Consider the following 26,070-nt stretch of genomic DNA (forward strand, 5'->3'; position numbering starts at 1 on the left):
AATCAGCTTGTCCGGTCATCGGCCACGCCGCATCTCACTTGATTATAAGCTGTAAAGCACACCGACTTCACACTTTAAACAGCAAGAAGCGGGGAGAGAATGAACTGGAACTATCTGCAACAGCACTGGGATTGGGCGGGCCACATCGTCGAAGCCCTGTTTATGGCTGCGATTGTCGCCATGATCGTCCGGATTTTTCTTTCATGGCGCATATCGTGGATCGTCGGCCTGGCCTTCGCTGCCGGACATTTTCACGGCCGCGAAAAAAGAGACTACGAAGTGTCGGTCCACATGAAGCCGCCCCATCTGGAAGGGTATTACTTCTGGCGCTGGTCGTGGGACGGGGCGACGGATTTCTGGCCCACCGCGATCATCTGTTTTGCGCTTATTTTCGTCGTTGTGAAAAATTCCGCTGGACCTCGATGAGTTGCGTTCCTTTTTAGCGAGCACGCCGCAAGAATAAGAATTCATAGACTAAAATCGAAAGTTGTATCGTTCCAGCATTTATTGCACGGTGGGCAGAATTATCTCATTGCTGATTTTTGGCCGGGGAGCGGATGGTACGCGAAGAGATATGCCGTTCTTTTGCCTGTGCGATTGTCGTGGCGTCGGTCGTGGTTACGATATTCGCCGGAACAGGTTTTGCACAGGATAACAATGGCGCCGTTCAAAAAGCCGTCCCGGCGACGAGAACATTCGATTTCTCAGCGCCCGCCCTCAATCTTGAAGGCACGGTTCCCCAGGATGCTACGGTCGAAACCGTACCAATGAGCCCGACGGAACCTGGCACAATCGGAAATTTGAAGGTCATTGGAAAAATCAGTTCAGGTTCGTCCGACCCGAAAATCGAGACGACCTTTGTCGGCTACGATCTGCAGGCACCCTCGGCGGCGTTCCGGATTTGCACGTACCAGGCAGACACTGCCGGATACACAACACGCGCCTCAAAGGTCGCATCGGACCTGACAGAAGCCATGCTTCTGGGTACCAGGGATGAAAACGGAAAACCACATAGCGCGCTCATCAGCTATTGCTTTTCACGCGGAAAGCAGGTGCTGGGTATTAATTTCATTGCAGGTGTCAGCAACGCGGCGGATGCCGACGCCGCTTATGATCTGGTAGTTCGAGCTGACAAATACGCTGCTGCGTTCATTGGCAGTCTTTCATGGGAAAACGGCGAGGAATCGAGCTTTGGACAGGAGCTGCAATCGGTTCCTGTTCGGATAGGCAACCAGCAAGTCACACTCCACATCCCGAACCAGTGGGACATCCCGATCAACGATTTTCACGGCCCTCTGCCGGCCGAGCTGCATATGATCAGGCGCAAGGGTGGAAAAGATGTCGGTCTGGTGTGGCTCTTCGTTCAGGACATGAAGAAGAAACCCGACCTCGAAATGACCGGAGCGACAATCGTGAGGGATTACTTTGTCAGGCAGACACCCGACACACATCCTCCGGTACTGGTATCGAGCGAGGAGGACGCCACATTGGCGGAACAGGGGATTCCCGCACGCACCTTCCGGTTTTCAGTGGAAAACAAAAATGGTCAGGACAGCGGCGAAATCGAGGCGACCGTCATATGGCGGAATGGTCGCCTGCATGTCCTCACGCTCTGGTCAGCTTGGTCGTCCGTTGCCGATGAAAACACGTTCTTCTCGCGTCTTCCGGGTCTTACTGTCTACGATATCGTGCGGCAGGCCATGGTAACGACGCAGCAGTAAGATTCTGCGCGCCGGTTTGCGGGCAGGCAACCTGCGGCGCTCGGACAATGTCGATATAGGGAGTGCGGACGCATTGACTGAGCGATTTGATCATCAGGTTGGGTCCACTTCCGTACCCGTCATTCCCTATGACACATTCGAAGCCGCCGCTCTGTTCCTTGCAACGGGGCGCTCGCCGGAAGAGGTGCTGCCGAAACTCGGCCTGACAGCCACGGAATGGGATAGGCTGCATGACGCCTACAAGTGGTTTCCCTATTCCCTGGGGGACGATTCCAGACGACATTATTTCGGCGGGCTTGACGATGGCGCGATCTGCAGGCTTGTCCTGCCGCCGCGATGGCAGATGGAAGGCGGGGACAAGCCCGATCTGCGCTCGACAGCGTTTGTTCGCGACACCGTGCGCCACAATCCGTATATCGGACCGTTTATCGATTGCGGCTGGCCCTTGACATGGATCGCATCGCACCCCGAGGCGACGCTGTGCTCTTATACACACGATGGTCGCACCGTATATTTCAACGGCGAGCCGCTGGCTGACCGTAACGGTAACCGGATCAGAGTGGATGTTGCCAGCTTCAAGGCGGTCGGAGGGCGCTGGTTATACGACAAGGGCCATGTGTATGGCCAAGGCAGGTATGGCGTATATCACAGGGCCTACTGGTTTGTGGTCGAGGGGGCGGATGCCGCGACGTTCGAAGCGCTGAACCTGCGTTATGCCCTCGATAAAAATCAGGCCTATTACATTACCGGCAAGACACTCCGAACCAGAAGTCCCGGGGCTTTCGAGATCATACCCGATGTCAGGCTGAACTATCGTGACAACAGCTGCGACCTCCTTCACGATGACAGCCACACAGCACGGGACCGCGAGGCTGTCTACTTCTACGGTGCCCGCCTAGGGGGCGCAAAGCCCGAAGGGTTTCGACACCTGGGGCATGGCTACGCGAAGAACAATGAAAAGGTCTGGTATCTCGACGAAAAGAAACTCATCCAAGGCGCAGACGCCGCGACCTTCACAGTACCCGGCCCTGGAGAACCTGATGTGAAGGGCCTCACAAGCGGCCATTTCGTCACCGACCGCCATCGTCCGTATGTTCGCGGTGAAGCGCGTGACCCGATCGAGTGGTTCGAGGCCTGGCGATCGTTCTTCGAGGCGAGACCGGATATCAGGGACTGGTGGTGGCACAAGATCGAGAAGGCCTTTGCAGCTTCAAGATGAGTTCGGCGGATCAGCAGGAACCTTCCGCAATGGGGGACAATCAGCATCTCAGGATGGCTTTCGGATTCGACCAGAAGAACGCAGGAATGTGCATCAATGAAAATCAATATGACCAAGAGGGAAGCGATGTTCCTGTTTTTGCCCTTGTCAGCGCTGGCGACCACGGCCGTTTCCTGGTTGGCTGGCGTCTACAGCTTCTCCTGGTTTGTAGGTATTTTCGCTATTTTCGTTGGTGGGAGAATGTTCATACGCAACCACGTAACCATTACCGACAGAGACGAAAAATAAGGCAAGATAGACAGGCGGACTGGCTGGGAACCATGGCCGGCATTGACACCGTAGATCGGAGCGGACTTGAGCGAAATGAAGCTGACTGAACTTTTTCCCCTGCCCTATGCCCATTGGTATGCGGCCACTCTTTTTGCCGAAGCCGGATATGCTGCGTCGCAGATATTCGATCGTCTCAGCATCGACCCCGCGCGCTGGCAACGGTCCAGAGAGCGCTATGGCCAGCTCCATTACGCCAATACAAGTTGGGTCGCGGCTGCGTTCGGGCGGGACGGGCTTCCCGAACCCGAACAGGATCGGGCGCTTTTCCAGCATCTGACAGCGAATGACGGTATCGGCCAGCCCGTAACAGAACCCTTCGGCATGCGCAGGGAGCTTGCGGTTTTGCGGCGCGCAGTCGAAGCCAATCCCCGTATCGGTCCCTTCGCAAATGTCGACTGGATCGCGCATTATATCGGAGAAAGACGCTTCCCAACCATCCGCTATGTCCACAATGGCCATCAGGTCCATGTCGATGGCGCACCGATCCGCGACCGCAAGGGCGTCCCGCTGGCCGGGATCGACCCCTTCACCTTTCGACAGCTCGGTGACCGCTGGTTTTGCGACGACGGACATGTCTACGGCCAGGGCGAGACGCCAACGAAGCTCTTCTGGTTCATAGCCCGTGGCGCCGATCCGGACAGCTTCACCGTACTGAACCAACGTTATGGCGCCGACAGGGCCGCCGGTTACTACATTACCAACCTGCGCCTTCCCACCGAGGAGCCGGGTACATTCGGGATCGTCGGTTATTATTACGGCAGGGGCCAGAAACCGGGTATCCATATCGAAGAGAGCCACTACGCAAAAGACAGCCGCAAGGTCTATGCCTACGGCGTCGCGATCGAAGGCGCGGATGCAGCCAGTTTTCATTCCATCGGCGACGAAGGCAGATATTTCGCCGACAGCAAGCATATCTATTGGCAGAAGAGCCCCGTTCCCGATGCGGACCGCGAGAGCTTTGTCTGCGCATCAGAAGCGGGCCAATATCGCGCTTACGACAAAGAGAGGCCCTATTATGCCGGGCAACCTCAATCCGTTTCGGCTGAATTCGAGCCCTGGAGCGATTATTTCGAGGCGCATCCGGAGATCATCGACAGCTGGTGGCATCGGGAAAAGGCGCGGCGAGAAGCAAGCCCGGCCGTCGTGGATGAGCCGGTTTCGGTCGGCGGCCCCTATTATAGCGACGGAAGCAGGGTACTGGTGAGGCCACAACGCCCGCAGGACAGCGAATGGGTATCGCTCGATCATTTCGACCACGACAGTTTTCGACACATTATCGATGTATTCGGACGGGATCGACATGGTCTTCGCTATTTCTCACCCGGCCTCGAACGCTATGGGCATGAGCCTGTGAAGGGAGCCGACGCGGCAAGCTTCGAAAAGCTCGACGGACCCTGGTTCAAGGACAAGCGGCAGGCCTATTACATTGATAGCGACGCCCCGATGCCGGAGCTTGCCGTCGTCAAAGCCGATATGGCGAGCTTCGAGGTGCTGGGCGACGCCTATGCCCGCGATGCGAAAGGGCTGATCGTTGAAGGCGTGCGCAAGCGCGGCATCGATAATCCCGCCGCCGTGGAAGCACTCGGCCGCTCTTTCGCCCGAATGGGCGACATTCTGCTTTATCGCGGCAAGCCCGTCACCAGACCCGGCAAGGTCGACCCTGCCACGGCGCGCGGTGTCCATGACCAGCTTCTGATCGACGCAAAGGGCGAGATGCTGTTCGGCGGGAGCTACCGCAAGATGATTCCGGGAATTGACCCCGCCACGTTTAATTTCCTCAACCGTGTGTTCGCCGTGGATATGCGCCATCTTTACGCAGTGACCGATACGGGACTGCTGCGGATGCCGGATATCAATCCCAGCGAAGTCCAGGCTGCCGGCCTTTACGCTATCCGGGTCGGCAACACGAAGTTCCATATTTCCGGCGGCGCCATGCGGCAGTCTCCATTTGAGGAGATGAGCGGATAAATGGTCGCCACCCTGTCGGCCGATATTCCATGGCAGCCCTTCAATAATGGAGGGCAGCGCGTGTAGGGGCTATAGCCGTAAAGCGTGCGGCGCTGAAATCGTGAAGGCACCGGGGCGCGTCTTGCAACTTGTCGGCGCTAAGGCGAAAATCGCTCTTTGCAAGCCGGTAGAGACAACCACCTCGCGCAAACACCAGATCACCACCGTCCCACTCGGCCCAATCCGTTTCCGGCAGGTCAAGGAGCAGCATTCCGTCCCGATCAACCACGCGGCAATCCAGCCCGTACCACGCCTTCTGGCTGCGACCGATCGAGTGGAGAATCATCTGGAGCCGCCGGCCATTCGCGCCTACCTTTTCGAGAACACGTGATTTGCTGAAGCTGTAAAGGGCCGAGGCATTCAAACCATTGGTCTGACCCTCGCCATGTTCAGCCACCCGCCAGCCTTCGCGCTCACGCATATAGCCGTTGACGGGCTCGTCCTCTCCCCGGCCCGACCATTCTCCACACGGTTTGACGTGCATCCCCCGCTTCAGCCTGAATCCTTTGGCCAGCTGGAAGCTGGCATCATCGCCGATTGAATGATTGAGAAGCAGCGTTTTCTCGCTCTCGAAAATACCGCCGCCGCCCCAGGCGTCCCCCTTCGGCCACAGCGCCAGGGCCGTGAAAAATGGAGGCTTCGATATGGCCGTCCAGCTTCCGTATGGCGCGCGGTTGGTGGCAGCGAAATAGACCAGCAGCTCACCAGATGGAGAAAGATCGCAACGTCTTTCGTAAATCCGCCCTTTCAACCATTGCCCATGTTCAAACATATCGTTGCGCAGGTCCCAACGAATAAGCTGTACCTGACGGCTTGGCCCACGACGAAATATGACACCTGTTCTCGCTGACCGCGCCAGGATCGCATATAGTCTCGGCGCAGCGGGCACGCCGGCTTTCTCCGGAGCGGAACTACCTGTCTCGACGGTCAATGGAGCTGCACCCTTCCGACAATATTTCTGCCATTATAACTGCCTCGACACCGCCGTCGACCGCCGATGCCTCGACTGAACGCACAACTTCATCACGCCGGAAGCGGAATAGACAACGCTCTTACCCGAAACCTTGAATGCGGCTCAATTCAGCAGCACCAGGACCGTTCCTGCACAAAGGGAAAACAATCCGAGAGAAAGGCTGGGAATGATCAGCGCCGCACGTTGATGGCCTCGGATTTTCATCGCGATCGCGAGAATTTGCGCGACAATAAGCACAGGTATGCCTGCTCTGTAGGAGATGTCATAAAGCCCGAGGATCAGATTGCGTCGCGCCGGGTCGGATGGCCATTCCGCAAAACCAAGCGCCAGAGGCGACAAATACCAGACCGCGCTGAAGACAAAGGCAACAACCGTGGTAGCGAAGAGGAATACTGTCACCGACCTCATTTGCTGTCCTGAATAAAGGCCTCAATCGCGGCTTCCGACAACCCGATAATGCGGCCGGCAGCAAATCGCTGCACGGAAAAGGCGCTTTCGTCGCGGTTTTCGAAAGCCAGATCAAAAGTAGAAGAAAATATCCGTGCCCATCCCTCATCATACACGGTACCACCGACGTGGATTATGCTCATTGATGGCCAGTCGACCTGTTGTCGGGTCTCCGGGTCAATGACCATGGCACTGCCGACGCGAATCTCCCGTGTGACAAACATCCCAGACGCATGGCCTGAAACGGGTTCCAGCCTGAAACTATAGGTGCCGCCCTCGGGATAGACGAGTTCTACGATCGACGCCGGTGAAGAAACTTTAACCCGGAATTCTTTTTCGTAAGCGTTCGCACTGCCTTCGGTCTCCAGCAAGCGCCAGTCGCGGCCGGAAATCGGCCGGGCGGCAACGATAACTGCACCACCCTTTGTAAGCATCGGCTCGTCGACAGCGATACGCAAACGGGTCGATAGCTGCTGTTCGCCCGCATGGCCAATTGTGCTCAAGGCCGTAATCCCAGCAACCAAATGAACCAGGCCGATAAATACCTTGGACAATAAACCTCCCGGTCCCGTCAAAAGTGATCTAAGTCCGCTGCCATATAATCGTCGATCATTGACACCGCAGCAAGCCTGAAGAATTTCCCGGCTCATGCTGTGATCACCATGACAGACTGGTTGCGGCCAAAGGATCATGCATGGCATTCCGGCTGCTCTCCCACGCTGATTAAGGACGACCGAAAACAATCGACTGAACGTCACCTCAAACTGGCCCTTGAAAACCACGACGCAGGCGCCGCTCCCCCGCCAATGAACCCCGACTGAATAATCTCTTCAGCTTCCGTTCCAGCGGAACCGTCTAGAACAAAGACGTTCAACCGCGGTCTTATCCGCCTGAGGAGACACAGTCATGATCCGGAAGTCTTTCATTGCAAGTGCACTCGTCGCTCTCGTTGGCATCGCCGCCGCGGCACCCGCCATGGCCAATGATGTGCGCATCGAACAATATGGCTGGTCCAACTCTGCCGGTGGCGCGCAGGAAGGATATGGCAACCGGATCCGCACCTATCAGGACGGCGGTTATAACCGGATTGTCGGCCACCAATATGGTCGCCACAACCTTTCGGCAGTCGGTCAGGAGGGGCATGACAATTACGGCTCCTCCTATCAGAACGGCAGCCGCAACGTGGCGGGCATCGGGCAGTTCGGCTCCAGCCACACCACCATCCTTACCCAGGACGGCAATGGCAACATCGCCGCCGGTGTTCAGGTGGGCCGGGGCTGCAGCGCCAATGTGAGCCAGGGCGGCAACGACAATGTCGCGGCCTTTGTGCAGGCCTGCCCTTAAGCAGCCATGCGCGGTGATGTGAAACGTTGTTGAGATCAGATCATCTGGGAGACTTGCCATGCCCGATAACATCAGACATCCGCGCCGCCTGACGGCAGTCCTTGCGCTGGCACTGCTTCCTTTCGGTGCCGTCGCGGCCATATCGACCGCAAAAGATGCGACCGATGGGCAGTTTTGCGAGATCAAGGCAACACCGCAGGCCGGCATGATGAGGCTGGAGGCCCTTGCCAAGGGTGGCACCGGTGCCGGTGGAACCTACAACTTTCACGTCGAAAAATCAGGAAACGGCGGCCGCTCCGCCATCAATCAGGGTGGCGACTTCGAGGCCGCCGCCGGACGATCGCAACTGCTGAGCTCGGTGACGCTGGATGCAAAGGGAGCCCGCTACAGGGCGGTGCTGGATCTTGTGATCAATGGCAGAACTTTCAGTTGCAGCAGGCAGGCCGGCGACTAGCCTGCCGGCATGTCGTGGATTTCCCACCAGAGAGGGCGCCGGTTCAGGCGCCCTTTTTCTTGATCGTGCCGGAACGACTGAACAACGTGTGAATGGGCAATTCCGGTCGGGTTCAGTTGCGGGATGCGACAGTGGATCATCGGCACGGCGCTGACAGATGGAGATCAGGATGACCCGCAACATATTGAAACTTCTCACCGTCACTCTGCTTGTCGGCGCCCTTGCGCCCGTGGGATTTGCAGCGCCCGCCCATGCCGGGGGCCGGATCTCCTTCAACCTTGCGCCCGGTAACGCGGCAGATGGGGACCATCTTTCAACGGGGCTGCGCGCCTATTCGCTCTATCGTGGCTTAAAGGATGCCGACATCCGGCAGCTGGGCCGGGGCAATGCGGCGGGCATCGCCCAGAATGGCAGCGGCAATCTCGGCTTCATCCGGCAGCGGGGCGACGGTCACGCCGCAACCTTGCAGCAGAATGGCAACAACAATGCCTATGGCATTTTCCAGTATGGGCGCAACACGCAGACCAATGTGGTGCAGGATGGCGATAACGGCAGCGGCTTGACCTTCAGTTATGGCTGGTGAGGCAGCCCAAGGGCGGATTATCCCACCGTGTTTCGGCCGGAGCGGGCTCAATCCGCCAGGGTGGCCAGAACCTCTCCCTCTCTGCCCTGCACGAGGCTGCCGGGCGATACCGGTCGGGGATCGGCATCGGGCAGAGGCGGGCTGAGCAGCCAAGCCGCCGGATAATCTTTCCGAAGGTGCCGGGGATTATAGCGAACATGGGTTCCGGCCGCATGGCGGCGGGTTCCGAGCATTGCCTCCTTTGACAGGACAGCACCCTTGATCTCGTGGAGTTTTCGTTCGTCATCAAGGGCAATCGTCGCATCGGAGAGATCGAAATTGTCGACGTGAACGGTCCGGTCCCGTGGCGTATCGAGAACCCATCTGTCGAAATCGACGAAGCCGTCGATATAGACATTGCCGGTGGAAGCGCGCAGGGACGTTCCTTCCGGCAGGGTGATGCCATCAACGACATTGCCATCGGCAAGAATGCATCTGCTGAAGGCGGATATGCCGCCATCGGCCCGCAGATCGAATTCCACCGGTCGGGTCGCGTCGCAACGCCAGCCGCTCTGGGTGGTTACGCCATTACCGGTTATCCGCATGTTGTCGGGGGTGAAGCCGACGGTTTCGTAGTTGTCGTTGGTTTTTATCGCGATATAGCGGGCGATTTCGACGGCATCGATATCCGCAACGCGCACGGGATGCGGAAACACCGCGCGGCTGAAGGCATCCCTGTTATTGGCAATGGCCAGTTCGAGTTTCGTGCCTTCGGGCATATCGATCTGGCCAAGCCGGGTTGGTTCAAGCAGTTCCGGCCGGTAGTTTGCCGTCCTCTCCCTGTCATAGGCCCGCATCTCGAGCCAAAAACCGGCGATCTGCCACAGGGTGAAAACCGCGATGGCGGTCACCAGCCCATAGGGCAGGATCACCGGGCGCTTCCAGCGGCCGCTCGCGTATCGAATGAGCAGCCCCAGCGTCCAGACGGCCCAGACAAGGGTCGTGGCAAGAAGGAAGGCAACAAGAAGCACCGCTTCGACGGACGGGAGTGCGACAGGGATCATGCGAATAATGGCCTTGGGCGGATCGTTTCCGATCCAGGGGTGTCCCGGAGCTTTAGCGCATAAGAGGTGTTTTCTTCAACTCGCGGATTGCGATCTCTCCCAGCCGCCGGCGCTCATGCCTTATCCCTGCGAGACCAGGCGGCGCCATATGGCGGCCGCATGGTCAGCGCGACTTGACGGACATCAGCCGCCGAGGACGAAACGGGAGAATGCCAGGGAGTTGCGGGCGTCCTCGTCCATTCTGGCGATATCGGCGCCATTGCTCAGATCACGCCACACCTTGATATCAGAACCGATGGTGCCGCCGGTCTTGACGAAGGGTTCCATGACGACGGCACCGGTGTAATTGATATCACGCAGCGCAAGGCCGATTTCCTGCCAGGGCATCCTGCCTTTGCCCGGAACACGGCGATTGCTCTCGCCGGTGTGGAAGTGACCCAGCAGCGGGCCGGCCGTGCGGATGGCTTCGCCGAAACTGTCTTCCTCGATGTTCATGTGGAAGGTATCGAGCATGACCTTCACATTGTTCTTCCCGACATCCTTGACGAAGGCGACGCCTTCGGCCGCCGTGTTGAGCACGTGGTTTTCAAAACGGTTGAGGACTTCGATGCACAGGTTGATGCCGAGATCATTGGCGAAATCCGCAATGCCGTGAATGCCCTCGACACCACGCGCGTAATCGCCGGGCTTGTCGACCGGCTGCGAATAATCGATCGGCCAGTAGGAATGCAATGCGCCGCCGATGGTGCGGATGTCGAGCTTGGCGACATTGGTCAGCGTCCGTTCAAAAAACGCCTTGCCCGCTGCGCGCACGGCCGCATCTTCCGCCGACAGGTTCTTTGATTTCGACGGGCCGATGCCGGCGGTGAGGATGATGCCGTTATCCTTCGCGCTCTGCTTGATAGTGGCGAGTTCGGCGTCGCTGTATTCGTTGATATGGTGGGCGGCGACTTCGATGATATCGAAACCGAGTTTGGCGACCTTTTCGATATAGGGGCCGAACTTGGCGCTCCACTCATGTTCCCAGTAAGAATAATATATGCCGTGTTTCATGGGGATTTCTTTCATTTTTGTTTCAATTGGTTAGGATGTGCCCGCTTCCCGGATTGCCGATGCGAAGATCGGGTTCGGTGCTCGTCGAGATGATGAAACGGCCGTTCGGAAGATCGTTCTCCTCGACCTTCCGGTTGATCTCGTCCTCGGCAAGACCGAAGCCCAGCCAGCGGTTTCTCAGCCGCGCACGCAGATCGTCCTCGCCGACATCGACGAAAACCGTCAGATCGAAGATCGGCTTGAGGCGGTTCCACGGCGACTGGCCGGCGAGGAGATAGTTGCCTTCACAGACGATGATATCGACGGATTGCGGGATCAGCCGGCCGCCTGCGCGGGCGATTTCAATCGCCCGGTCAAAGACCGGAACGGCGATGACATCATCCTCATTGGCCTTGAGGCGCTCGAGCGTGTGCCGCAATCCGTGGGCATCGAACGTATCGATGGCACCCTTGAAGGGACGGCGGTTCATCTCTTCGAGCACGGCATCGTCATAGTGATAACCATCCATCGGGAAAAGCGCGGCGGGCTCGCCTCCGCCGGCGTTCAACACATCCACCACACCTTCGGCAATGGTCGATTTTCCCGATCCCGGGGCGCCGGCAATCGCGATCATCACACGTCGGCCCTTTGCCCTTTCCAGACGCTGGAGGGCCAAGCCCGCAATCTCGCGGGCATTATCGTCAATTGTGCTCAAGGTGTTCCTCGCCCCGATAATGATTGCGGTCAGAAAATCCGGTATTGGCTTGCCTTGTCGCGCAGGAAGGCCAGCCCCTTGTCGAGGACCTCGTCCGCGCCTGAAGCAACCGGCCGCCAGGTGGAAATCGCACCCGCCATCTCCTGCGGCATCGCGGCAAAGCTTTCGAGCGTCAGCACACCCTTGAAGCCAATCGCCGCGAGTGCGGCGAACACCGCGTCCCAGTCAACGTTGCCGAAACCCGGCGTGCCGCGGTCGCTTTCCGACATATGCATGTATTTCAGATGGTTACGGGCAACGATGATGCCATTGGCGATGCCCTTCTCTTCCATGTTCATGTGGAAGGTATCGAGATGGACAAAGATATTGTCGGCACCGATACGCTCAACCAGCGCCACGGCCTGCTCGGCTGAGTTGACCAGATGGTTTTCGTAGCGGTTGACGGCCTCGATCCCGAATTGCAGGCCAAGCGTCTTCGCGTGGCCGGCAGCCTGACATAGCGCGCGTGTCAGATTGTCGTATTCGGCCTGCGTCGGCGGAAAACCCGTGCGCTCGCTGGTGCCGCCATAGGTAACGCCGGTCAGCGCTTCCGCCCCCATTTCGGCGGCCTTGTCCAGCGCGGCCTTCAGATGCGCGACGGCTGCTTCCGGGCGGACGGAGGCCCAGGCGGGCTCCGGCAGAACCAGCGAGCAGACAGCCCGCAGACCGTATTTCTCCAGCAGGGCGCGGGTATGCGCCGTATCGACGGATGGGAGATCGACAAGCGGAATCTCGATGAAGTCCTGCCCGTAATCCGCAGCACCGGCAATGGCCCGCCTGGCGCTTTCGTGATCCCAGTTGAGGGACCACATCATTGCGTGAACACCGAAGCCTTGCACGTCATACCTTCTTTCTGAGAGATGCGAAGTAACCTGAAAACAGGCCGCGCGCCGCCATGACGACAATCATCAGCACACCCCACAGCGCCGTTGCCAGATGCTGGTTGGCGCCGAGAAGGTTGAGCCCGGACGACAGGAGCTGCAGCACGATCAGCGCGACGAAGACGGGCAGCACACGGCCGAAGCCACCGAATGGATTGATACCGCCGAGGAACGCCGCCAGCACCGTGATCAGCAGGTAGGATTCACCGTGTCCCACACGCACCGAGTTGAAGCGGGCAAGCATGATGATGCCGGCGACGGCACACATGAGACCCGAGAGCGTGTAGACGAGCACCTGGATCTTGCGGGTATTGAGACCGGAATAACGCGCCGCCTCGATATTGGAGCCGATCATCAGCAGACCGAAACCGAGCTTCGTGCGGGTCAGGAGCACATGCCACAGCCCGACGCAGGCGATGAAGATCAGCAGCGGAATGGGCAGCCCGAAAAGCGTGCCGTGACCGAGCGGCGCCATATAGGCCGGAAAACCGGATACATCGCCGCCACGCGTCAGGAACTCCCCGAGCCCGCGCAGGAAAATCATCATCGACAGGGTGACGAGGATCGGGTGCGCGCGGGTATAGGCAATCGCCGCGCCGGTCATGGCGCCGGCAGCACCACCGGTGGCAAGGGCGGCAAGGCAGGCGAGCAGGAAGGCGCTCGGCGGTGCGTCCACGCCGCCGTGGGCCTGCAGCACCCAGGCTGCCGCAAGCCCCGACAGATTGGCGGCAAAGGTGACGGAAAGATTGATACCGCCGGTCAGCAGCGGCAGCAGCATCGCCAGTGTCAAAAGACCGAGCTCCGGCAACTGAAAGGCGACCGAACCGAATGTGGCGAGCGACAGGAAATTATCCGCCAGCGTCCCGAAGATGAGCATGACCGCGACAAATGCAATCACCGGCCCGGCCATGTCGGCACCGAAAATCGCGTTGAATTTCCGAACGAAGCTGCTCATCGCTGCGCACTCCCCTTTTTAGCGGAGGTCCGCAAGGCTGCCGGCAGCAGCTTGTCGAACCGGGTGGAGGACAGCGTGATTGCGATGAGAATGATGGCGCCGACGATCATCTTGAATGCAAAGGGAGACACGCCCATCAGATTGAGGCCGTTCTGGGTGATGGACACCATCAACACCCCGAGCACGCAGCCGATGACCGAACCCTTGCCGCCGCCAAGCCGCGCGCCGCCAAGCACGGTGGCAGCAAGAACATCCAGCTCGCGGCCATAAAGCGCGTTGGGCACGACCTCCTGCGCGTAATGCGCCTGCATGAGCCCGGCAATGCCCGCCATCAGGCCGAGCCAGCCGAAGGAAATATAATGCATGGCGCCGATATTGATGCCGAAGCGGCGTGCGCCTTCCGGATTGTCACCGAAAGCATAAAGTTTGCGGCCGACCGTGGTGCGAGAAATCATGAACCAGGTAGCGAAGCAGCAGAGGATCATGACCACGACCGGCAATGTCAGCTCGACCCAGGAACCGTCCGGCATCTCGCGCTCATAAAACACCACGCGGGTCGAAAGCCATTCCGGCAGATCGTAGATCGACACGCCCTTGGTGAAGAACATCAGCAGGCCGAAGAAGATGTTGAAGGTGGAAATGGTCGCAACGATGGAAATGATATTGAGCCGCCAGACCAGAAAGGCGTTGACGAAGCCGAGACCAAGGCCGACGGCGCCGGCAATGATGAAACCTTCGGCCCAGTTGCCGCCGCCGAGCGCATTGAGCGCCAGCACCGTGACATATTGCACGACGGAAGCGGCAACGGCGAAGGAGATGTCGATACCGCCCGAAATCAGCACGACAAGCAGGCCGACCGCAAAGATGATGTTGACCGCCGAGACATTCAGCACATCGAAGGCATTGGAGATGGTGAGGAAACGGTCGGTTGCAAAAGACAGGCCCGTGCAGAGCAGCACCATGACCACAAGCAGCGTGAATTCGGTCGTATGTCCGAGGATGAGCCTACGCATAGATGGCGGACTCCAGTTCGGTAAGCGACACATGTCGCGGATCATGGGTGGCGTGGAACCGGCCTTCGACCATGTGAATGATCCTGTCCGTGTTGAAATAGACTTCCGGCGGTTCATCTGAGATGACGATGATCGACAGACCTTCGGCCGCGAGCTTGCGGACGATTTCGAAGATGCCGGCACGCGCGCCGACATCGACACCCACGGTCGGCGCATCCAGAATGAGGATTTTCGGCCCGATCGCCAGCCACTTGGCAATGGCGACACGCTGCTGGTTTCCGCCCGAAAGCGTGCGGATCGGGTCTTCCGGCAGGCCGATCTTGACACCGAGCGCTGAAATCCAGCGGGAAACCACATCCGCCTTTTTCGATGGCGAGATAAGGCCACCCGTCAGCAAACGGTCCAGCGAAGCCATGACGAGATTGTCGGCAATCGACTGGGGCTGATTGAGACCAAGCGCCAGCCGGTCTTCGGAAAGATAGGCGACGCCGGCCCGGATCGCATCCCGGTTGGAGTGGAAATTCACCTTCTTCCCATCGATCAGGATTTCACCCGATTGCGGCCGATGCATACCGAAAAGGGTCAAGGCCAGTTCGGTGCGCCCGGCTCCCAGCAGGCCGGTAATCCCCAGCGTTTCGCCCTGCCGCAGATCGAAAGACACATCTTCAAACTCACCGGCGCGCGTCAGTCCGCGCACGGAGAGAACAACGGGCTTGTCATCGTGATCGGCAGCTATGACGGCGCTGTCGAAATTGCGGCCGGTCATCAGTTCGGTCACCCGTGACTGGGTCATGCCTTCGACGGGAAAGACACCGACAAGCGACCCATCGCGCAGCACGGTGATGCGGTCTGAAATCTCAAGCACTTCCGCCAGCCGGTGCGAGACGAACACAACCGCAACACCGGAGGCGGAGAGATTGCGGACGATGTCGATCAGGTAGTCCGTTTCCGATTGCGTCAGCGACGCGGTGGGCTCGTCCATGAAAACGAGGCGCGCTTCCCCGACCAGTGCGCGGGCAATCGCCACGATCTGACGCTGGGCAATGGGCAGTTCCTTCAGCGGACGGTGAAGGTCGATCTCGACGCCGAGCCGGGCCAAAGCCTTCTCGGCCGCTTTTGCGATCGCGCCCTTGTCGACCAGCCCGTATCTGCCGTTCACCGCGTACTGAAAGCCGATATTTTCCGCCACCGACATTTCATCAAACAGCGCCAGATCCTGCCAGATCACCTGAATGCCAAGCGCTTGCGCAAGCGTCGGGGTCATTGCGGCTATCGGCTTGCCGTCGAAATACAGTTCAGCATCATTTTCCGGCGTATAAACGCCTGTTATGACCTTGATCAGCGTGCTTTTGCCACAGCCGTTTTCACCGGCCAGGCAATGCACTTCACCGGGATTGACCTCGAAAGAAACGCCTTTCAGGGCGCGCACGCCGCCAAAGGTGACTTTGACATTCTTGAGGGACAGGAGCGGTTCTGCGCTCATGATGGCGTATCTCTCCTTTCGCCGCGAAAATATCGCAGACGTGGCGCTCGGCATATTTCTTGGGATGGGCGTCGCGCGAGCATTCCGTCTCGCGCGACGCCTGCGGCTCCGGGGAGGATCAGAGGCCCATGGAAACGAGCTTGTCGATGCTTTCCTTGTCGATCTTCAAAAGCTGATCGACGACGATGGTGTTACCCTCGGGATTGATGGTGCCGAGACCTTCGATATTGTCACCGGCTTTGGGCGTTTCGCCCTTGGCGATACGGTCCGCGAGCGTGATGAAGACTTCACCGGCCTGTTTCGGGTTCCACATGAATCCACCCGTCAGCGCCCCCGATTTGATCAGCTTGGCGCCCTGCCCCGGCGAAAACGGGCCGATGACGAAGACCTTGCCATCCTTGCGCCGCTCTTCGACGGCACGCCCGGCACCGATCGGTCCCTGCGAACCGAAGGCGAGGAAACCGCTCAGGTCGGCATTGGCGGACATCAGATCGAGCGCCGTCGACCGGCTCTTGTCGAGATCTTCGGCGACGCCGTAGCGATCGCCGACGAGCTTCATGTCCGGATAATTGGCCTTGATATAGGCGATGGCGGCATCGGCCCAGGCATTGTGAAGCGGCACGGTGAGCGAACCGACGAAGACGGCATAAGAACCCTTGCCGCCCATCTTTTCCGCCAGAAGCTTGCCATGCGCTTCACCGAAGCCCTTGGCGGAAGCCAGTTCGAAATCCCAGTCGGCGCCAAGCTGTTTGGGCGATTCATGGGTGATGACCTTGATGCCGGCGGCCTGGGCCTTCTTCAGCACCGGTTCCAGCACCTTCGCATCATTCGGCACAACGCCAATGAAATCGACTTTCTGGGCGATCAGGTCCTCGATGGCACGAACCTGCAGGGCCGGGTCGGCGCTGGTCGGACCAACCATGAAACCGTCGACGCCGAGCTTCTTGCTCTGTTCCTTGATGCCAGCTTCCATGGCGTTGAACCACGGAATACCGCCGATCTTGACGACGACGCCAACCTTCGGCCCTTCGGCGAAGGCCGCGGATGAGAGCAGCGCAAGCGACAGGCCGAGCGCCGCAGCAATAATTTTCTTCATGATGTTCCTCCTCAAAAAATCGGCAAACGAAATCCGCCGCAGCCAGTTTTTCCCTACCGCGCTTCAAATCTCTCATCTCGCTTATTCGAGACTCTCCCTTGCCACTCCCATAGCAACCATCCTGCACAATCGATATTGCCAAACTGCACAATCGATGGTGCAATAACCATATCACGAAGCTCCCTTCCGTCAAGGGGATGCGTGCTCTAATAATCGGAATCAGCTGGGGAGATCGAAGTGACAGGCATAAGTTCCAAGAAAGCCACCATTTATGACTTGTCGCTCTTGTCTGGCGCATCAGCCTCGACAGTGAGCGCGGTGTTGAATGGATCGTGGCGCAAGCGGCGGATTTCGGAGGAAACCGCAGACAAGATTCTCTCGCTCGCCAAGGCACAGCGCTACACCACCAACCTGCAGGCCCGTGGCCTCAGGAGCTCAAAATCCGGTCTCGTCGGGCTTCTGGTGCCGGTTTATGACAACCGGTTCTTTTCATCCATGGCGCAGACCTTCGAGGGGCAGGCACGCAAACGCGGCCTGTCGCCGATGGTGGTTTCCGGGCGGCGCGACCCCGAGGAGGAACGTCGCACCGTCGAGACGCTGATCGCCTATTCGATTGATGCCCTGTTCATTGCCGGCGTCACCGATCCCGATGGCGTTCACCAGGTCTGCGCCCGCGCAGCCCTTCCCCACGTCAATATCGACCTGCCCGGCAAATTTGCGTCGTCCGTCATTTCCAACAACCGGCACGGCGCGGAAATCCTGACATCGGCAATCCTTGCCCATGCGGCAAAGGGTGGGTCGCTCGGTCCTGACGACGTCATCCTGTTCGGTGGTCATGACGACCACGCCAGCCGCGAGCGTATTGATGGCTTTCATGCCGCGAAAGCCGATTATTTCGGCGTGCAGAGTGGTGACGATATCGAGATCACCGGTTATTCGCCGCGCATGACGGAACTGGCCTTCGAACGCTTCTTCGAGCGCAGGGGCCGTCTTCCCCGCTGTTTCTTCGTCAATTCATCGATCAACTTCGAAGGGCTGCTTCGTTTCATGGGGCGTCACGACGGGGAAGCGTTTGGCGACATCGTCGTCGGCTGTTTTGACTACGACCCCTTCGCGTCATTTCTTCCTTTTCCCGTTTACATGATCAAACCCGATATTGCGCAAATGCTCGAAAAAGGGTTCGAACTGCTGGAAGAGAACCGCGCAGAGCCCGAAGTCACCATTATCGAACCGCAGCTCATTCCCCCGCGCACCGCCCTTGAAGGGCCGCTTGATGACATCTGGGATCCGGTCGCGGTACGCCGCATAGCAAGGTGAAACACTCCGCTCCATCAGCGGAGGATTCTTCCGCAGAGGCGCCAATCTTCGCTTGACCTCAACCGCGCTTGACGTCGTATCGATTTGCATGAAGCCCACCATTGCAATGGAATGACGATGATCGAAAAGCTCCTGAAGATGCTGGAAGACGGTAAAGATGCCCCTCTCCTGCGCTTTTCACTGGCAAAGGCCCAGATGGCCGCGCGGCAATTCGACGATGCGGCGCAGCATCTGCGCGAGGCGGTTCATCAGGACCCCGACTACTCGGCCGCCTGGGCGGCACTTGGCGAATGCCTTATGCATCTCGGAGATGACGACGGTGCGATTGCCGCGTGGACTGACGGCAGCGCGGTCGCCATGAGAAAAGGAGACATCCAGGCGAAACGGCAGATGGACGTCCGGCTTCGGCGTGCGCAATCACGGCGCCTCAACAATGCCAGCTAGGTCGCCACGCCGTCATGTCGCAGAAATGACGCACCTTCCGGCAGGCATAAATCCTTCCGTGCGACCTCTTCGCCGCCCGGTAGCCGGAAGATTGGCCAGTTTCCATAAAACTGGCTATGATCGCGGGAAAATCACGGGAGGCGGTCGTTGAGGGCCGGTGGTTTATGGGCTTTTCGGATCACGTCAGGGAAATCGAAAACGTTGGGCAAGGCCGAAATACCGGCCGGGATGCCGTCGTCCTTGAATCCTGGCGGCGCTGTCTGGAAACCTACCAACTCGATCCTGCCAAGGCCCGTGAGGCGGTCATCGTTTCCGCGACATGCCTGCGTGAGCATCGCCAGCAGGCCGAAGACCTCGTGCACATTGCCCGCTCTGGTCTGGAGCGGCTTTACCGGCAGGTGGCCGAGCAGAATTACGTTCTGCTGCTTTCCGACCGTCAGGGTGTCACGGTCGAATTCCTGGGCGACCCGTCATTCAACAATAATCTGCGCAAGGCCGGGCTATATCTCGGCTCGGAATGGTCGGAACCACGGGCCGGCACCTGCGCCGTCGGCGCCTGCATCGCCACCGGCGAAGCGCTGACCATCCACCAGACCGACCATTTCGATGTGACGCACACGCCACTCTCCTGCACCGCGGCACCCATTTACGATACGCAGGGTGCACTGACGGCAGTGCTCGACATTTCGCTGCTCAGTTCGCCGATCCTCAAGACAAGCCAGAACATGGCGCGCCATCTAGTCTCTTCCACCGTCCGCAGGATCGAGCTGGCCAACCTGATGGCCAGCAGCCGCCACGATCTGGTGCTGCGGTTTGCCGGCGCACCGGAATTTCTGGATGTCGATCCTGAAGCGGCGCTGGCGGTGGATGGTTCCGGCCGGATCACCGGCATGACGCACGGCGCCGCCCGCCTTCTTGCCGCATCTCGCGGGCTTGACTGGCGAATGCCGGAGCGTCTTCTCGGGCAGCGGGTGGAGGCGTTTTTCGAGGCGGACTTCGATGAACTTGCCTCCCTCACACGGTCAAGCCTTCCGCAGGACAGACGCATCATGGTGCGCGACGGAACGGTGCTTTATGCCCACGCAATCGAACCGCAGCACCGGCGGTCGGGCGTACCGCTTGCACGGGGCAAATCCCTGCCGGTGACGGAGCGGATCGGAGGCGACGGGCCGGCAATTCGAAGCCTCAGGCGGAAGGTGGAGAAACTCGCACCGGCGAAATTGCCGATCCTGCTGCAGGGACAGACCGGAACCGGCAAGGAACATTTGGCCCGCATCATTCATGACGCCAGCGGCGTTTCCGGCCGCTTCGTCGCGGTCAACTGCGCCGCCATTCCCGAACAGCTCATCGAAAGCGAATTGTTCGGATATCTGCCGGGTGCCTTCACGGGCGCTCTGGCGAAAGGCCGCAAGGGGCTGGTGGAAGAAGCGCAGGGCGGAACACTTTTTCTCGACGAAATCGGCGACATGCCCTTTGCCGCGCAAAGCCGGCTGTTGCGCGTTCTGGCGGAAGGCGAGATTCTTCCCGTCGGTGGCTCCACGCCGCAGAAGGTGGACTTCAGGGTTATTTCCGCCTCCCATCGTCCTCTTGGCGACATGGTGCTGGCCGGCGCGTTCCGTGAAGATCTCTATTACCGGCTAAACGCGGCAGTCCTGACGCTGCCGGCGCTCGGCGAGCGCGATGATTTTCCGTGGATTCTCGACAGGATACTTGAAAAACACGGAATGCCCGGTCGCCCGCTCACGCTTTCCGACGCTGCCCACGTGATAATCCGTCATCACCGCTGGCCGGGCAATATACGCGAGCTGGACAATGCGATCGCCTTTGCCGCAGCCCTTTGCGACAACGGGCTGATTACGGTGGAAGATCTTCCCGAACAGCTTGTCCCCGCCTCCTCAATGCCCATGATCGACAGCCGCGGTACCGATCTTCACGCACTGCTGGCCACCTGCAACGGCAATGTATCCGAGGCGGCCCGGCGGCTCGGTATCGATCGCACAACCCTGCATCGCCGCATGCGGCGCCTGGGGATGGGAAAACCTCACTGAATGTGAGGCACATGCCACAGCTGTAGCGCCACAGCTGTGGCGGAACGGGAAACAGGTGTTTCCGTAAAAGCCCGCGATTTCGGGGTTCCGGCGTAAAGGCCCTTCTGGCACGGGCATTGCTCCTTTTCTGGCATCGACAGCCATCGAGGAGGAAACATGCGCGCGCTCAGATTTCACGCAGCCAAGGATTTGCGGATCGAAGACATTCCCGAACCGAAGCAGCCGGGACCGGGACAGGTTCTGGTCCGCAACCGCTTCGTCGGCATCTGCGGAACGGATCTGCACGAATACAGCTATGGCCCGATCTTCATACCCACCGAGCCGCACCCTTTCACCGGCGCTCATGGCCCGCAGGTGCTGGGCCACGAGTTCGGCGGCATCGTTGAAGCCGTCGGCGAAGGCGTGACCTCGGTAAAGGTGGGGGATCGCGTATCAATCCAGCCGCTCGTGATGCCGCGATCCGGCGACTATTTCGCCGATCGTGGCCTTTTCCATCTCAGCACGCAACTTGCGCTGGTCGGCCTCAGCTGGGATGGCGGCGGTATGGCGCAGGCGGCGCTCGTGAACGAATACAATGTCCAGAAGATTCCCGACAGCATGACGGATGAAGAAGCGGCGCTGGTCGAGCCGTCAGCCGTCGCCGTTTATGCCTGCGACCGCGGCGGTGTTACCGCCGGCAACAGCGTGCTGGTGACGGGCGCTGGCCCGATCGGCATGCTGACCCTGCTGGCGGCCCGTGCGGCCGGGGCTGCGCAGCTTTTCGTCTCCGATCTCAACGATGCGCGTCTTGAACTTGCCCGCAGCGTCATTCCCGATGTGATCACGATCAACCCCAAACGCGACACTGTCGGCGATGTCGTCCGCTCGGCGACGGAAGGACATGTCGGCTGCGATGTGGCCATCGAATGTGTGGGGAATGAACATGCGCTCAAGGCTTGCGTCGATGCGGTGCGCAAGCAGGGCGTCGTGGTTCAGACCGGGCTGCATCCCCACGAAAACCCGGTCGACTGGTTTCAGGTGACATTCCGCGACCTGGAGATAAAGGGTTCCTGGGCCTATCCCACCCACTATTGGCCAAGGGTCATCCGCCTTATCGCATCCGGCCTGCTACCGGCGACGAAGATCGTCACCAGGCGCATCACGCTCGATACGGCGGTTACGGAGGGCTTCGACGCCCTTCTCGACCCCGCCGGCACGCATCTGAAAATCCTGATCGACCTTTCGAAATAGGCTTCGGCCTGCGCGTGCCGGGAAGAGGAGCCCGGCCTGTGCAGGCCCGCAAGTCTCGAAGCGGCGATGTCGCCGCTTCACGATCCAGACCAAGCACCATGGAGGAGATGAATATGCTTGATGTCAGCCCCGCGACAAAAATCGACACGGTTCTTTCCAAACTCGGCAAGGCGCTCGAAAGCGGCGACATAGACTCCGCCGTCAACCTGTTTCAGGCCGATTGCTATTGGCGCGATCTGGTGACGTTTACCTGGAACCTGAAGACGCTGGAAGGCCGGGAGCAGGTCCGCGACATGCTCGCAAGCCAGCTTTCCGCGATCAAACCCTCGGGTTTCGCACAGGATGTGAAGGAGCAGGCCTCGGAAGGAAACGGCGTCACGGAAGGCTGGTTCGAGTTTGAAACGGCGCTCGCCCGCGGTTATGGCCACATCCGCCTCAAGGACGGCCTGATCTGGACCTTGCTCACCACCATGAGCGAACTGAAGGGCCACGAAGAACCGAAGGGCATTCGCCGCCCGATGGGCGCGGAACACGGCCACGACCGCAACCGCCGGACCTGGAAGGAAAAACGCGAGAGCGAGGCCGCTGAACTCGGTTATTCGGAGCAGCCCTATGTCGTCATCATCGGCGGCGGACAGGGCGGCATCGCCCTTGGCGCGCGCCTCCGCCAGCTGGGTGTACCGACGATCATCATCGAGAAGAACGAAAGGCCGGGCGACAGCTGGCGCAAGCGCTACAAGTCGCTCTGCCTGCATGATCCGGTCTGGTACGATCACCTGCCCTATATTCCCTTCCCGGAAAACTGGCCCGTCTTCACGCCGAAGGACAAGGTGGGCGACTGGCTGGAAATGTATACGAGGGTGATGGAGCTGAACTACTGGGGCTCCACCACCTGCAAATCCGCGCAATATGACGAGGCGACGGGCGAATGGACCGTCGTGGTTGATCGTGCGGGCAAGGAGGTCGTATTGCGGCCGAAACAGCTGGTGCTGGCGACCGGCATGTCCGGCAAGGCCAATGTGCCGAAATTCCCCGGGCAGGATGTCTTCAAGGGCGACCAGCAGCATTCTTCGCAGCACCCGGGTCCGGACGCCTATGCCGGCAAGAAGGTGGTGGTGATCGGCTCCAACAACTCCGCCCATGATATATGCGCCGCACTCTGGGAGGCGGGCGCTGACGTCACCATGCTGCAACGCTCATCCACCCATATCGTGAAATCGGACTCGCTGATGGACATTGGCCTCGGCGATCTCTATTCCGAACGGGCGGTCGCAAGTGGCATGACGACACGCAAGGCCGACCTTATCTTCGCCTCCCTGCCCTACAGGATCATGCACGAATTCCAGGTTCCGGTTTACGACCGTATCCGCGAACAGGACGCCGATTTTTATGCGGCACTGGAGAAAGCCGGTTTCATGCTCGATTTCGGCGATGACGATTCCGGGCTCTTCATGAAATATCTGCGCCGTGGATCGGGTTATTACATCGATGTCGGCGCCTGTGACCTCGTGATCGACGGTTCGATCAAGCTGAAATCCGGCGTCGACGTCTCCCACCTCACCGAAAATGCCGTGGTCCTGAAAGACGGCACGGAACTGCCGGCCGATCTGGTGGTCTATGCAACCGGTTACGGTTCGATGAACGGCTGGGCGGCCGATCTGATTTCGCGCGAGGTGGCGGACAAGGTCGGCAAATGCTGGGGTCTTGGTTCCAACACAACCAAGGACCCAGGACCATGGGAAGGCGAACAGCGCAACATGTGGAAGCCGACACAACAGGAAGCCCTGTGGTTCCACGGCGGTAACCTGCACCAGTCCCGGCATTACTCGCAATATCTCTCACTTCAGCTGAAGGCGAGGCAAGCCGGCCTGAAAACCCCCGTATACGGTCTTCAAACACCACATCACCTGTCCTGATTCCACCCACAGGACCTTTGGGGCGAAGTCGTCCATATCAGGCGGCAGCGGCGATTTTATCGCCGCTGCCGCGCATGGCCCATCATTTCCAGCCTCCACATGGAAGAACAGACCTCACGGCCGCCCAAGGGTAAGCCGTCGGTCGATGCCAATCTTGCCGAGAAACGCTTCATCATGGCTGACAACCAGGAGCGCGCCGTCATAGGCCCGCAGGCCGGCCTCGACGGCCGCAATGGAATCGATATCCAGATGGTTCGTCGGTTCATCGAGGATCAGCAGTTGCGGCGGCTGCGGACCACAAAGAACGCAGGCGAGACCTGCGCGCAGCATCTGGCCACCCGAAAGCGTTCCGACAACCTGCAAGGCGGCGTCGGCACGAAACATGAAGCGGGCAAGCGCTGACCTGCAGGCATTCTCCCCGGCCTGCGGGTTGAGGTGAAGGAAATTGTCGCGGATCGACAGCTTCGGATCCAGCAGGCTGACCTGCTGGTCCAGAAAGACAGACCTCACACCGAGGTGGACCGTCCCTGACAATGGCGGCAGTTCCTTCCTGATCACGGAAAGCAGCGTGGTTTTTCCCGATCCGTTCGGGCCTGTCACGGCCACGCGCTGCGGGCCGGTGATTTCGAAGGACAGATCGGTAAATACGGGCTGTTTTCCCGAATATCCCGCGGTCAGGTTTTGCAGGCTCAGCACGGTCCTGGTCTTGTGCAACCCGCTGGGTGGCAGGGTGACAGTAAGGTCCTGAAGGACTTCGATCCGCTGTCGCGCCGTCTGCAAACCCTCGGTCGCTTCGGCTTTCAGGCGACTGGCGAGGTTGGCATTGTCGCCGCTGGTCTTCTCGGCTCGCCTTTTCATGCCGCCGGCGGCAATGCGGGGCATATCCCCCTTTGCCGCTTTGGCGGCGCCCTTTGCGTCGCGCCGGGCCTTGCGTTCCAGTGCCTCCTGCGACCGACGTTTTACCTCGGAAAGGCGCTTCTCGGCGCTGGCGAGATCCTGTTCGGCGGCGGCCAATTCCAGCGCCTTTTGCGCGCGGTAATGGCTCCAGTTGCCGCCATAACGGGTTGCGCCCAGCGTCGTCATTTCGACGATCGCATCAAGTGTATCGAGAAGTTCCCGATCATGGCTGACGACAATCGCTCCGCCACGCCACCCCCTCAGAAAATCGGCAACGAACAGACGACCGTCACGGTCGAGATTGTTGGTCGGTTCGTCGAGGATCAGGAAGTCCGGGGCGGCATGGATTTGGGCTGCAAGTGCCGCCCGTGTGCGCTGCCCGCCGGACAGTGCCGAAAGCAGCGTTGACGGCGAAGCGTCCAACCCGACCGCAGCCAGCGCATCGGCAATTTTTTCCTCCAGCATCCAGTCAACGTCGCCAAGCTCTTCGAGTGTGGCCAACCCCGCCTGGGCGCTGGAAAGAACCTTGAGCGCCGCACGCGCGTTGAAAAGATCCGCGACGGTCTCCCCCGGCATGACCTGCACGATTTGCCTGAGAACGCCGATTCTGCCGGAGACGGAGACCGTGCCGGAGAACGGCGACAATTCACCGGCAATCAGCTTCAGAAGCGTGGTCTTGCCGACGCCGTTGCGCCCGACAAGCCCGGCCCGTTCGGGACCGAAGCGAAGATTGATATTGGAAAAGAGCGGATGACCGTCAGGCGTGGACCATGAGAGGTCTGAAAGGGTGATGGAACAAGGCATGGATATGGTTTCCCCTGATGACAAGGCGTTGCGGCTTTGTGATCGGGTTGAAATCCATGGTTCACCATCCTGTTGGTAT

Annotated in this window: 25 protein-coding genes; 13 read left to right on the top strand and 12 right to left on the bottom strand. The window is 59.4% G+C overall.

Annotated features, from left to right (window positions below):
- The first annotated feature begins 99 nt into the window (after positions 1 to 99).
- The 5 genes from JZX88_RS13250 (at position 100) to JZX88_RS13270 (ending at position 5,238) form a co-directional block, all read left to right on the top strand.
- Complete coding sequence (locus JZX88_RS13250; RefSeq protein ID WP_065116780.1) at positions 100 to 426, top strand: hypothetical protein; 327 nt, start codon at positions 100 to 102, stop codon at positions 424 to 426.
- A gap of 131 nt (positions 427 to 557) precedes the next feature.
- Complete coding sequence (locus JZX88_RS13255) at positions 558 to 1,721, top strand: hypothetical protein (protein WP_206913846.1); 1,164 nt, start codon at positions 558 to 560, stop codon at positions 1,719 to 1,721.
- A 73-nt stretch (positions 1,722 to 1,794) separates the two neighbouring features.
- Positions 1,795 to 2,940, top strand: a complete 1,146-nt coding sequence (locus JZX88_RS13260; RefSeq protein ID WP_206913847.1) for a DKNYY domain-containing protein — start codon at positions 1,795 to 1,797, stop codon at positions 2,938 to 2,940.
- 96 nt (positions 2,941 to 3,036) lie between these two features.
- Complete coding sequence (locus tag JZX88_RS13265) at positions 3,037 to 3,228, top strand: hypothetical protein (protein WP_206913848.1); 192 nt, start codon at positions 3,037 to 3,039, stop codon at positions 3,226 to 3,228.
- A 75-nt stretch (positions 3,229 to 3,303) separates the two neighbouring features.
- Positions 3,304 to 5,238 (top strand): DKNYY domain-containing protein, encoded by a 1,935-nt coding sequence (locus JZX88_RS13270; RefSeq protein WP_246753479.1) that lies wholly within the window; start codon positions 3,304 to 3,306, stop codon positions 5,236 to 5,238.
- Positions 5,239 to 5,278: 40 nt separating this feature from the next.
- Here JZX88_RS13270 and JZX88_RS13275 read toward each other — a convergent pair whose 3' ends face one another.
- The 3 genes from JZX88_RS13275 to JZX88_RS13285 form a co-directional block, all read right to left on the bottom strand.
- Positions 5,279 to 6,208 (bottom strand): hypothetical protein, encoded by a 930-nt coding sequence (locus JZX88_RS13275; RefSeq protein ID WP_206913850.1) that lies wholly within the window; start codon positions 6,206 to 6,208, stop codon positions 5,279 to 5,281.
- A gap of 144 nt (positions 6,209 to 6,352) precedes the next feature.
- Positions 6,353 to 6,658, bottom strand: a complete 306-nt coding sequence (locus tag JZX88_RS13280; protein ID WP_206913851.1) for a hypothetical protein — start codon at positions 6,656 to 6,658, stop codon at positions 6,353 to 6,355.
- Positions 6,655 to 7,251, bottom strand: a complete 597-nt coding sequence (locus JZX88_RS13285) for a hypothetical protein (protein ID WP_206913852.1) — start codon at positions 7,249 to 7,251, stop codon at positions 6,655 to 6,657. Before JZX88_RS13285 ends, JZX88_RS13280 begins: the two co-directional genes overlap by 4 nt.
- A gap of 352 nt (positions 7,252 to 7,603) precedes the next feature.
- Between JZX88_RS13285 and JZX88_RS13290 the strand changes: the two genes are divergently transcribed.
- The 3 genes from JZX88_RS13290 (at position 7,604) to JZX88_RS13300 (ending at position 9,078) form a co-directional block, all read left to right on the top strand.
- A complete protein-coding gene (locus JZX88_RS13290) occupies positions 7,604 to 8,041 on the top strand; it encodes a curlin (protein ID WP_142857991.1) in 438 nt (145 codons plus the stop codon).
- Between the two features lie 58 nt (positions 8,042 to 8,099).
- Positions 8,100 to 8,495, top strand: a complete 396-nt coding sequence (gene csgH, locus JZX88_RS13295) for a curli-like amyloid fiber formation chaperone CsgH (RefSeq protein WP_206913853.1) — start codon at positions 8,100 to 8,102, stop codon at positions 8,493 to 8,495.
- Between the two features lie 169 nt (positions 8,496 to 8,664).
- A complete protein-coding gene (locus JZX88_RS13300; protein WP_206913854.1) occupies positions 8,665 to 9,078 on the top strand; it encodes a curlin in 414 nt (137 codons plus the stop codon).
- A 47-nt stretch (positions 9,079 to 9,125) separates the two neighbouring features.
- Here the strand turns inward: JZX88_RS13300 and JZX88_RS13305 are convergent, their stop codons facing one another.
- The 8 genes from JZX88_RS13305 to JZX88_RS13340 form a co-directional block, all read right to left on the bottom strand.
- Entirely contained in the window at positions 9,126 to 10,121 is a 996-nt protein-coding gene (locus JZX88_RS13305) for a hypothetical protein (RefSeq protein ID WP_206913855.1), read from the bottom strand.
- 183 nt (positions 10,122 to 10,304) lie between these two features.
- Positions 10,305 to 11,174, bottom strand: coding sequence for a sugar phosphate isomerase/epimerase family protein (locus JZX88_RS13310; protein ID WP_206913856.1), 870 nt, complete (start codon positions 11,172 to 11,174; stop codon positions 10,305 to 10,307).
- 22 nt (positions 11,175 to 11,196) lie between these two features.
- Positions 11,197 to 11,868 (bottom strand): nucleoside triphosphate hydrolase, encoded by a 672-nt coding sequence (locus JZX88_RS13315; RefSeq protein ID WP_206913857.1) that lies wholly within the window; start codon positions 11,866 to 11,868, stop codon positions 11,197 to 11,199.
- Positions 11,869 to 11,897: 29 nt separating this feature from the next.
- Positions 11,898 to 12,746 (bottom strand): TIM barrel protein, encoded by an 849-nt coding sequence (locus JZX88_RS13320; protein WP_206913858.1) that lies wholly within the window; start codon positions 12,744 to 12,746, stop codon positions 11,898 to 11,900.
- Position 12,747: 1 nt separating this feature from the next.
- Positions 12,748 to 13,743, bottom strand: coding sequence for an ABC transporter permease (locus JZX88_RS13325; protein WP_046801277.1), 996 nt, complete (start codon positions 13,741 to 13,743; stop codon positions 12,748 to 12,750).
- Positions 13,740 to 14,756, bottom strand: a complete 1,017-nt coding sequence (locus JZX88_RS13330; protein WP_142842016.1) for an ABC transporter permease — start codon at positions 14,754 to 14,756, stop codon at positions 13,740 to 13,742. The genes JZX88_RS13325 and JZX88_RS13330 overlap by 4 nt, the downstream gene beginning before the upstream one ends.
- The gene (locus JZX88_RS13335; RefSeq protein ID WP_206913859.1) at positions 14,749 to 16,239 is read right to left on the bottom strand and encodes a sugar ABC transporter ATP-binding protein; all 1,491 of its coding nucleotides are present in this window, start codon (positions 16,237 to 16,239) and stop codon (positions 14,749 to 14,751) included. The genes JZX88_RS13330 and JZX88_RS13335 overlap by 8 nt, the downstream gene beginning before the upstream one ends.
- A 118-nt stretch (positions 16,240 to 16,357) precedes the next feature.
- On the bottom strand, positions 16,358 to 17,335 hold the full coding sequence (locus JZX88_RS13340; protein ID WP_046801275.1) for a substrate-binding domain-containing protein: 978 nt from the start codon (positions 17,333 to 17,335) through the stop codon (positions 16,358 to 16,360).
- Between the two features lie 237 nt (positions 17,336 to 17,572).
- Here JZX88_RS13340 and JZX88_RS13345 point away from each other — a divergent pair, with 237 nt between their 5' ends.
- The 5 genes from JZX88_RS13345 to JZX88_RS13365 all read left to right on the top strand — a co-directional run bounded on the left by JZX88_RS13345 (position 17,573) and on the right by JZX88_RS13365 (position 24,290).
- On the top strand, positions 17,573 to 18,652 hold the full coding sequence (locus tag JZX88_RS13345) for a LacI family DNA-binding transcriptional regulator (protein ID WP_206913860.1): 1,080 nt from the start codon (positions 17,573 to 17,575) through the stop codon (positions 18,650 to 18,652).
- A 117-nt stretch (positions 18,653 to 18,769) separates the two neighbouring features.
- Positions 18,770 to 19,096: a tetratricopeptide repeat protein gene (locus JZX88_RS13350; RefSeq protein WP_206913861.1), complete on the top strand. Its 327-nt coding sequence runs from the start codon at positions 18,770 to 18,772 to the stop codon at positions 19,094 to 19,096.
- A 164-nt stretch (positions 19,097 to 19,260) separates the two neighbouring features.
- Positions 19,261 to 21,144, top strand: coding sequence for a sigma-54-dependent Fis family transcriptional regulator (locus JZX88_RS13355; protein WP_206913862.1), 1,884 nt, complete (start codon positions 19,261 to 19,263; stop codon positions 21,142 to 21,144).
- 156 nt (positions 21,145 to 21,300) lie between these two features.
- Positions 21,301 to 22,374 carry a 2,3-butanediol dehydrogenase gene (locus tag JZX88_RS13360; RefSeq protein ID WP_206913863.1) on the top strand — a complete coding sequence of 358 codons (1,074 nt, stop codon included), beginning with the start codon at positions 21,301 to 21,303 and terminating at the stop codon, positions 22,372 to 22,374.
- Between the two features lie 113 nt (positions 22,375 to 22,487).
- On the top strand, positions 22,488 to 24,290 hold the full coding sequence (locus JZX88_RS13365) for an NAD(P)/FAD-dependent oxidoreductase (RefSeq protein WP_142857972.1): 1,803 nt from the start codon (positions 22,488 to 22,490) through the stop codon (positions 24,288 to 24,290).
- Positions 24,291 to 24,404: 114 nt separating this feature from the next.
- Here the strand turns inward: JZX88_RS13365 and JZX88_RS13370 are convergent, their stop codons facing one another.
- Entirely contained in the window at positions 24,405 to 25,991 is a 1,587-nt protein-coding gene (locus JZX88_RS13370; protein ID WP_206913864.1) for an ABC-F family ATP-binding cassette domain-containing protein, read from the bottom strand.
- Positions 25,992 to 26,070 lie beyond the last annotated feature (79 nt).

The sequence above is a fragment of the Agrobacterium sp. OT33 genome, from assembly GCF_017313365.1.
GTDB lineage: Bacteria > Pseudomonadota > Alphaproteobacteria > Rhizobiales > Rhizobiaceae > Agrobacterium > Agrobacterium rhizogenes_A.

Coding starts and splice junctions, on each gene's coding strand:
- JZX88_RS13335 (WP_206913859.1), bottom strand. CDS start 16,239: ATGAGCGCAGAACCGCTCCTGTCCCTCAAGAATGTCAAAGTCACCTTT.
- JZX88_RS13250 (WP_065116780.1), top strand. CDS start 100: ATGAACTGGAACTATCTGCAACAGCACTGGGATTGGGCGGGCCACATC.
- JZX88_RS13255 (WP_206913846.1), top strand. CDS start 558: ATGGTACGCGAAGAGATATGCCGTTCTTTTGCCTGTGCGATTGTCGTG.
- JZX88_RS13300 (WP_206913854.1), top strand. CDS start 8,665: ATGACCCGCAACATATTGAAACTTCTCACCGTCACTCTGCTTGTCGGC.
- JZX88_RS13265 (WP_206913848.1), top strand. CDS start 3,037: ATGAAAATCAATATGACCAAGAGGGAAGCGATGTTCCTGTTTTTGCCC.
- csgH (WP_206913853.1), top strand. CDS start 8,100: ATGCCCGATAACATCAGACATCCGCGCCGCCTGACGGCAGTCCTTGCG.
- JZX88_RS13355 (WP_206913862.1), top strand. CDS start 19,261: ATGGGCTTTTCGGATCACGTCAGGGAAATCGAAAACGTTGGGCAAGGC.
- JZX88_RS13350 (WP_206913861.1), top strand. CDS start 18,770: ATGATCGAAAAGCTCCTGAAGATGCTGGAAGACGGTAAAGATGCCCCT.
- JZX88_RS13370 (WP_206913864.1), bottom strand. CDS start 25,991: ATGCCTTGTTCCATCACCCTTTCAGACCTCTCATGGTCCACGCCTGAC.
- JZX88_RS13365 (WP_142857972.1), top strand. CDS start 22,488: ATGCTTGATGTCAGCCCCGCGACAAAAATCGACACGGTTCTTTCCAAA.
- JZX88_RS13305 (WP_206913855.1), bottom strand. CDS start 10,121: ATGATCCCTGTCGCACTCCCGTCCGTCGAAGCGGTGCTTCTTGTTGCC.
- JZX88_RS13330 (WP_142842016.1), bottom strand. CDS start 14,756: ATGCGTAGGCTCATCCTCGGACATACGACCGAATTCACGCTGCTTGTG.
- JZX88_RS13360 (WP_206913863.1), top strand. CDS start 21,301: ATGCGCGCGCTCAGATTTCACGCAGCCAAGGATTTGCGGATCGAAGAC.
- JZX88_RS13310 (WP_206913856.1), bottom strand. CDS start 11,174: ATGAAACACGGCATATATTATTCTTACTGGGAACATGAGTGGAGCGCC.
- JZX88_RS13325 (WP_046801277.1), bottom strand. CDS start 13,743: ATGAGCAGCTTCGTTCGGAAATTCAACGCGATTTTCGGTGCCGACATG.
- JZX88_RS13290 (WP_142857991.1), top strand. CDS start 7,604: ATGATCCGGAAGTCTTTCATTGCAAGTGCACTCGTCGCTCTCGTTGGC.
- JZX88_RS13340 (WP_046801275.1), bottom strand. CDS start 17,335: ATGAAGAAAATTATTGCTGCGGCGCTCGGCCTGTCGCTTGCGCTGCTC.
- JZX88_RS13280 (WP_206913851.1), bottom strand. CDS start 6,658: ATGAGGTCGGTGACAGTATTCCTCTTCGCTACCACGGTTGTTGCCTTT.
- JZX88_RS13270 (WP_246753479.1), top strand. CDS start 3,304: ATGAAGCTGACTGAACTTTTTCCCCTGCCCTATGCCCATTGGTATGCG.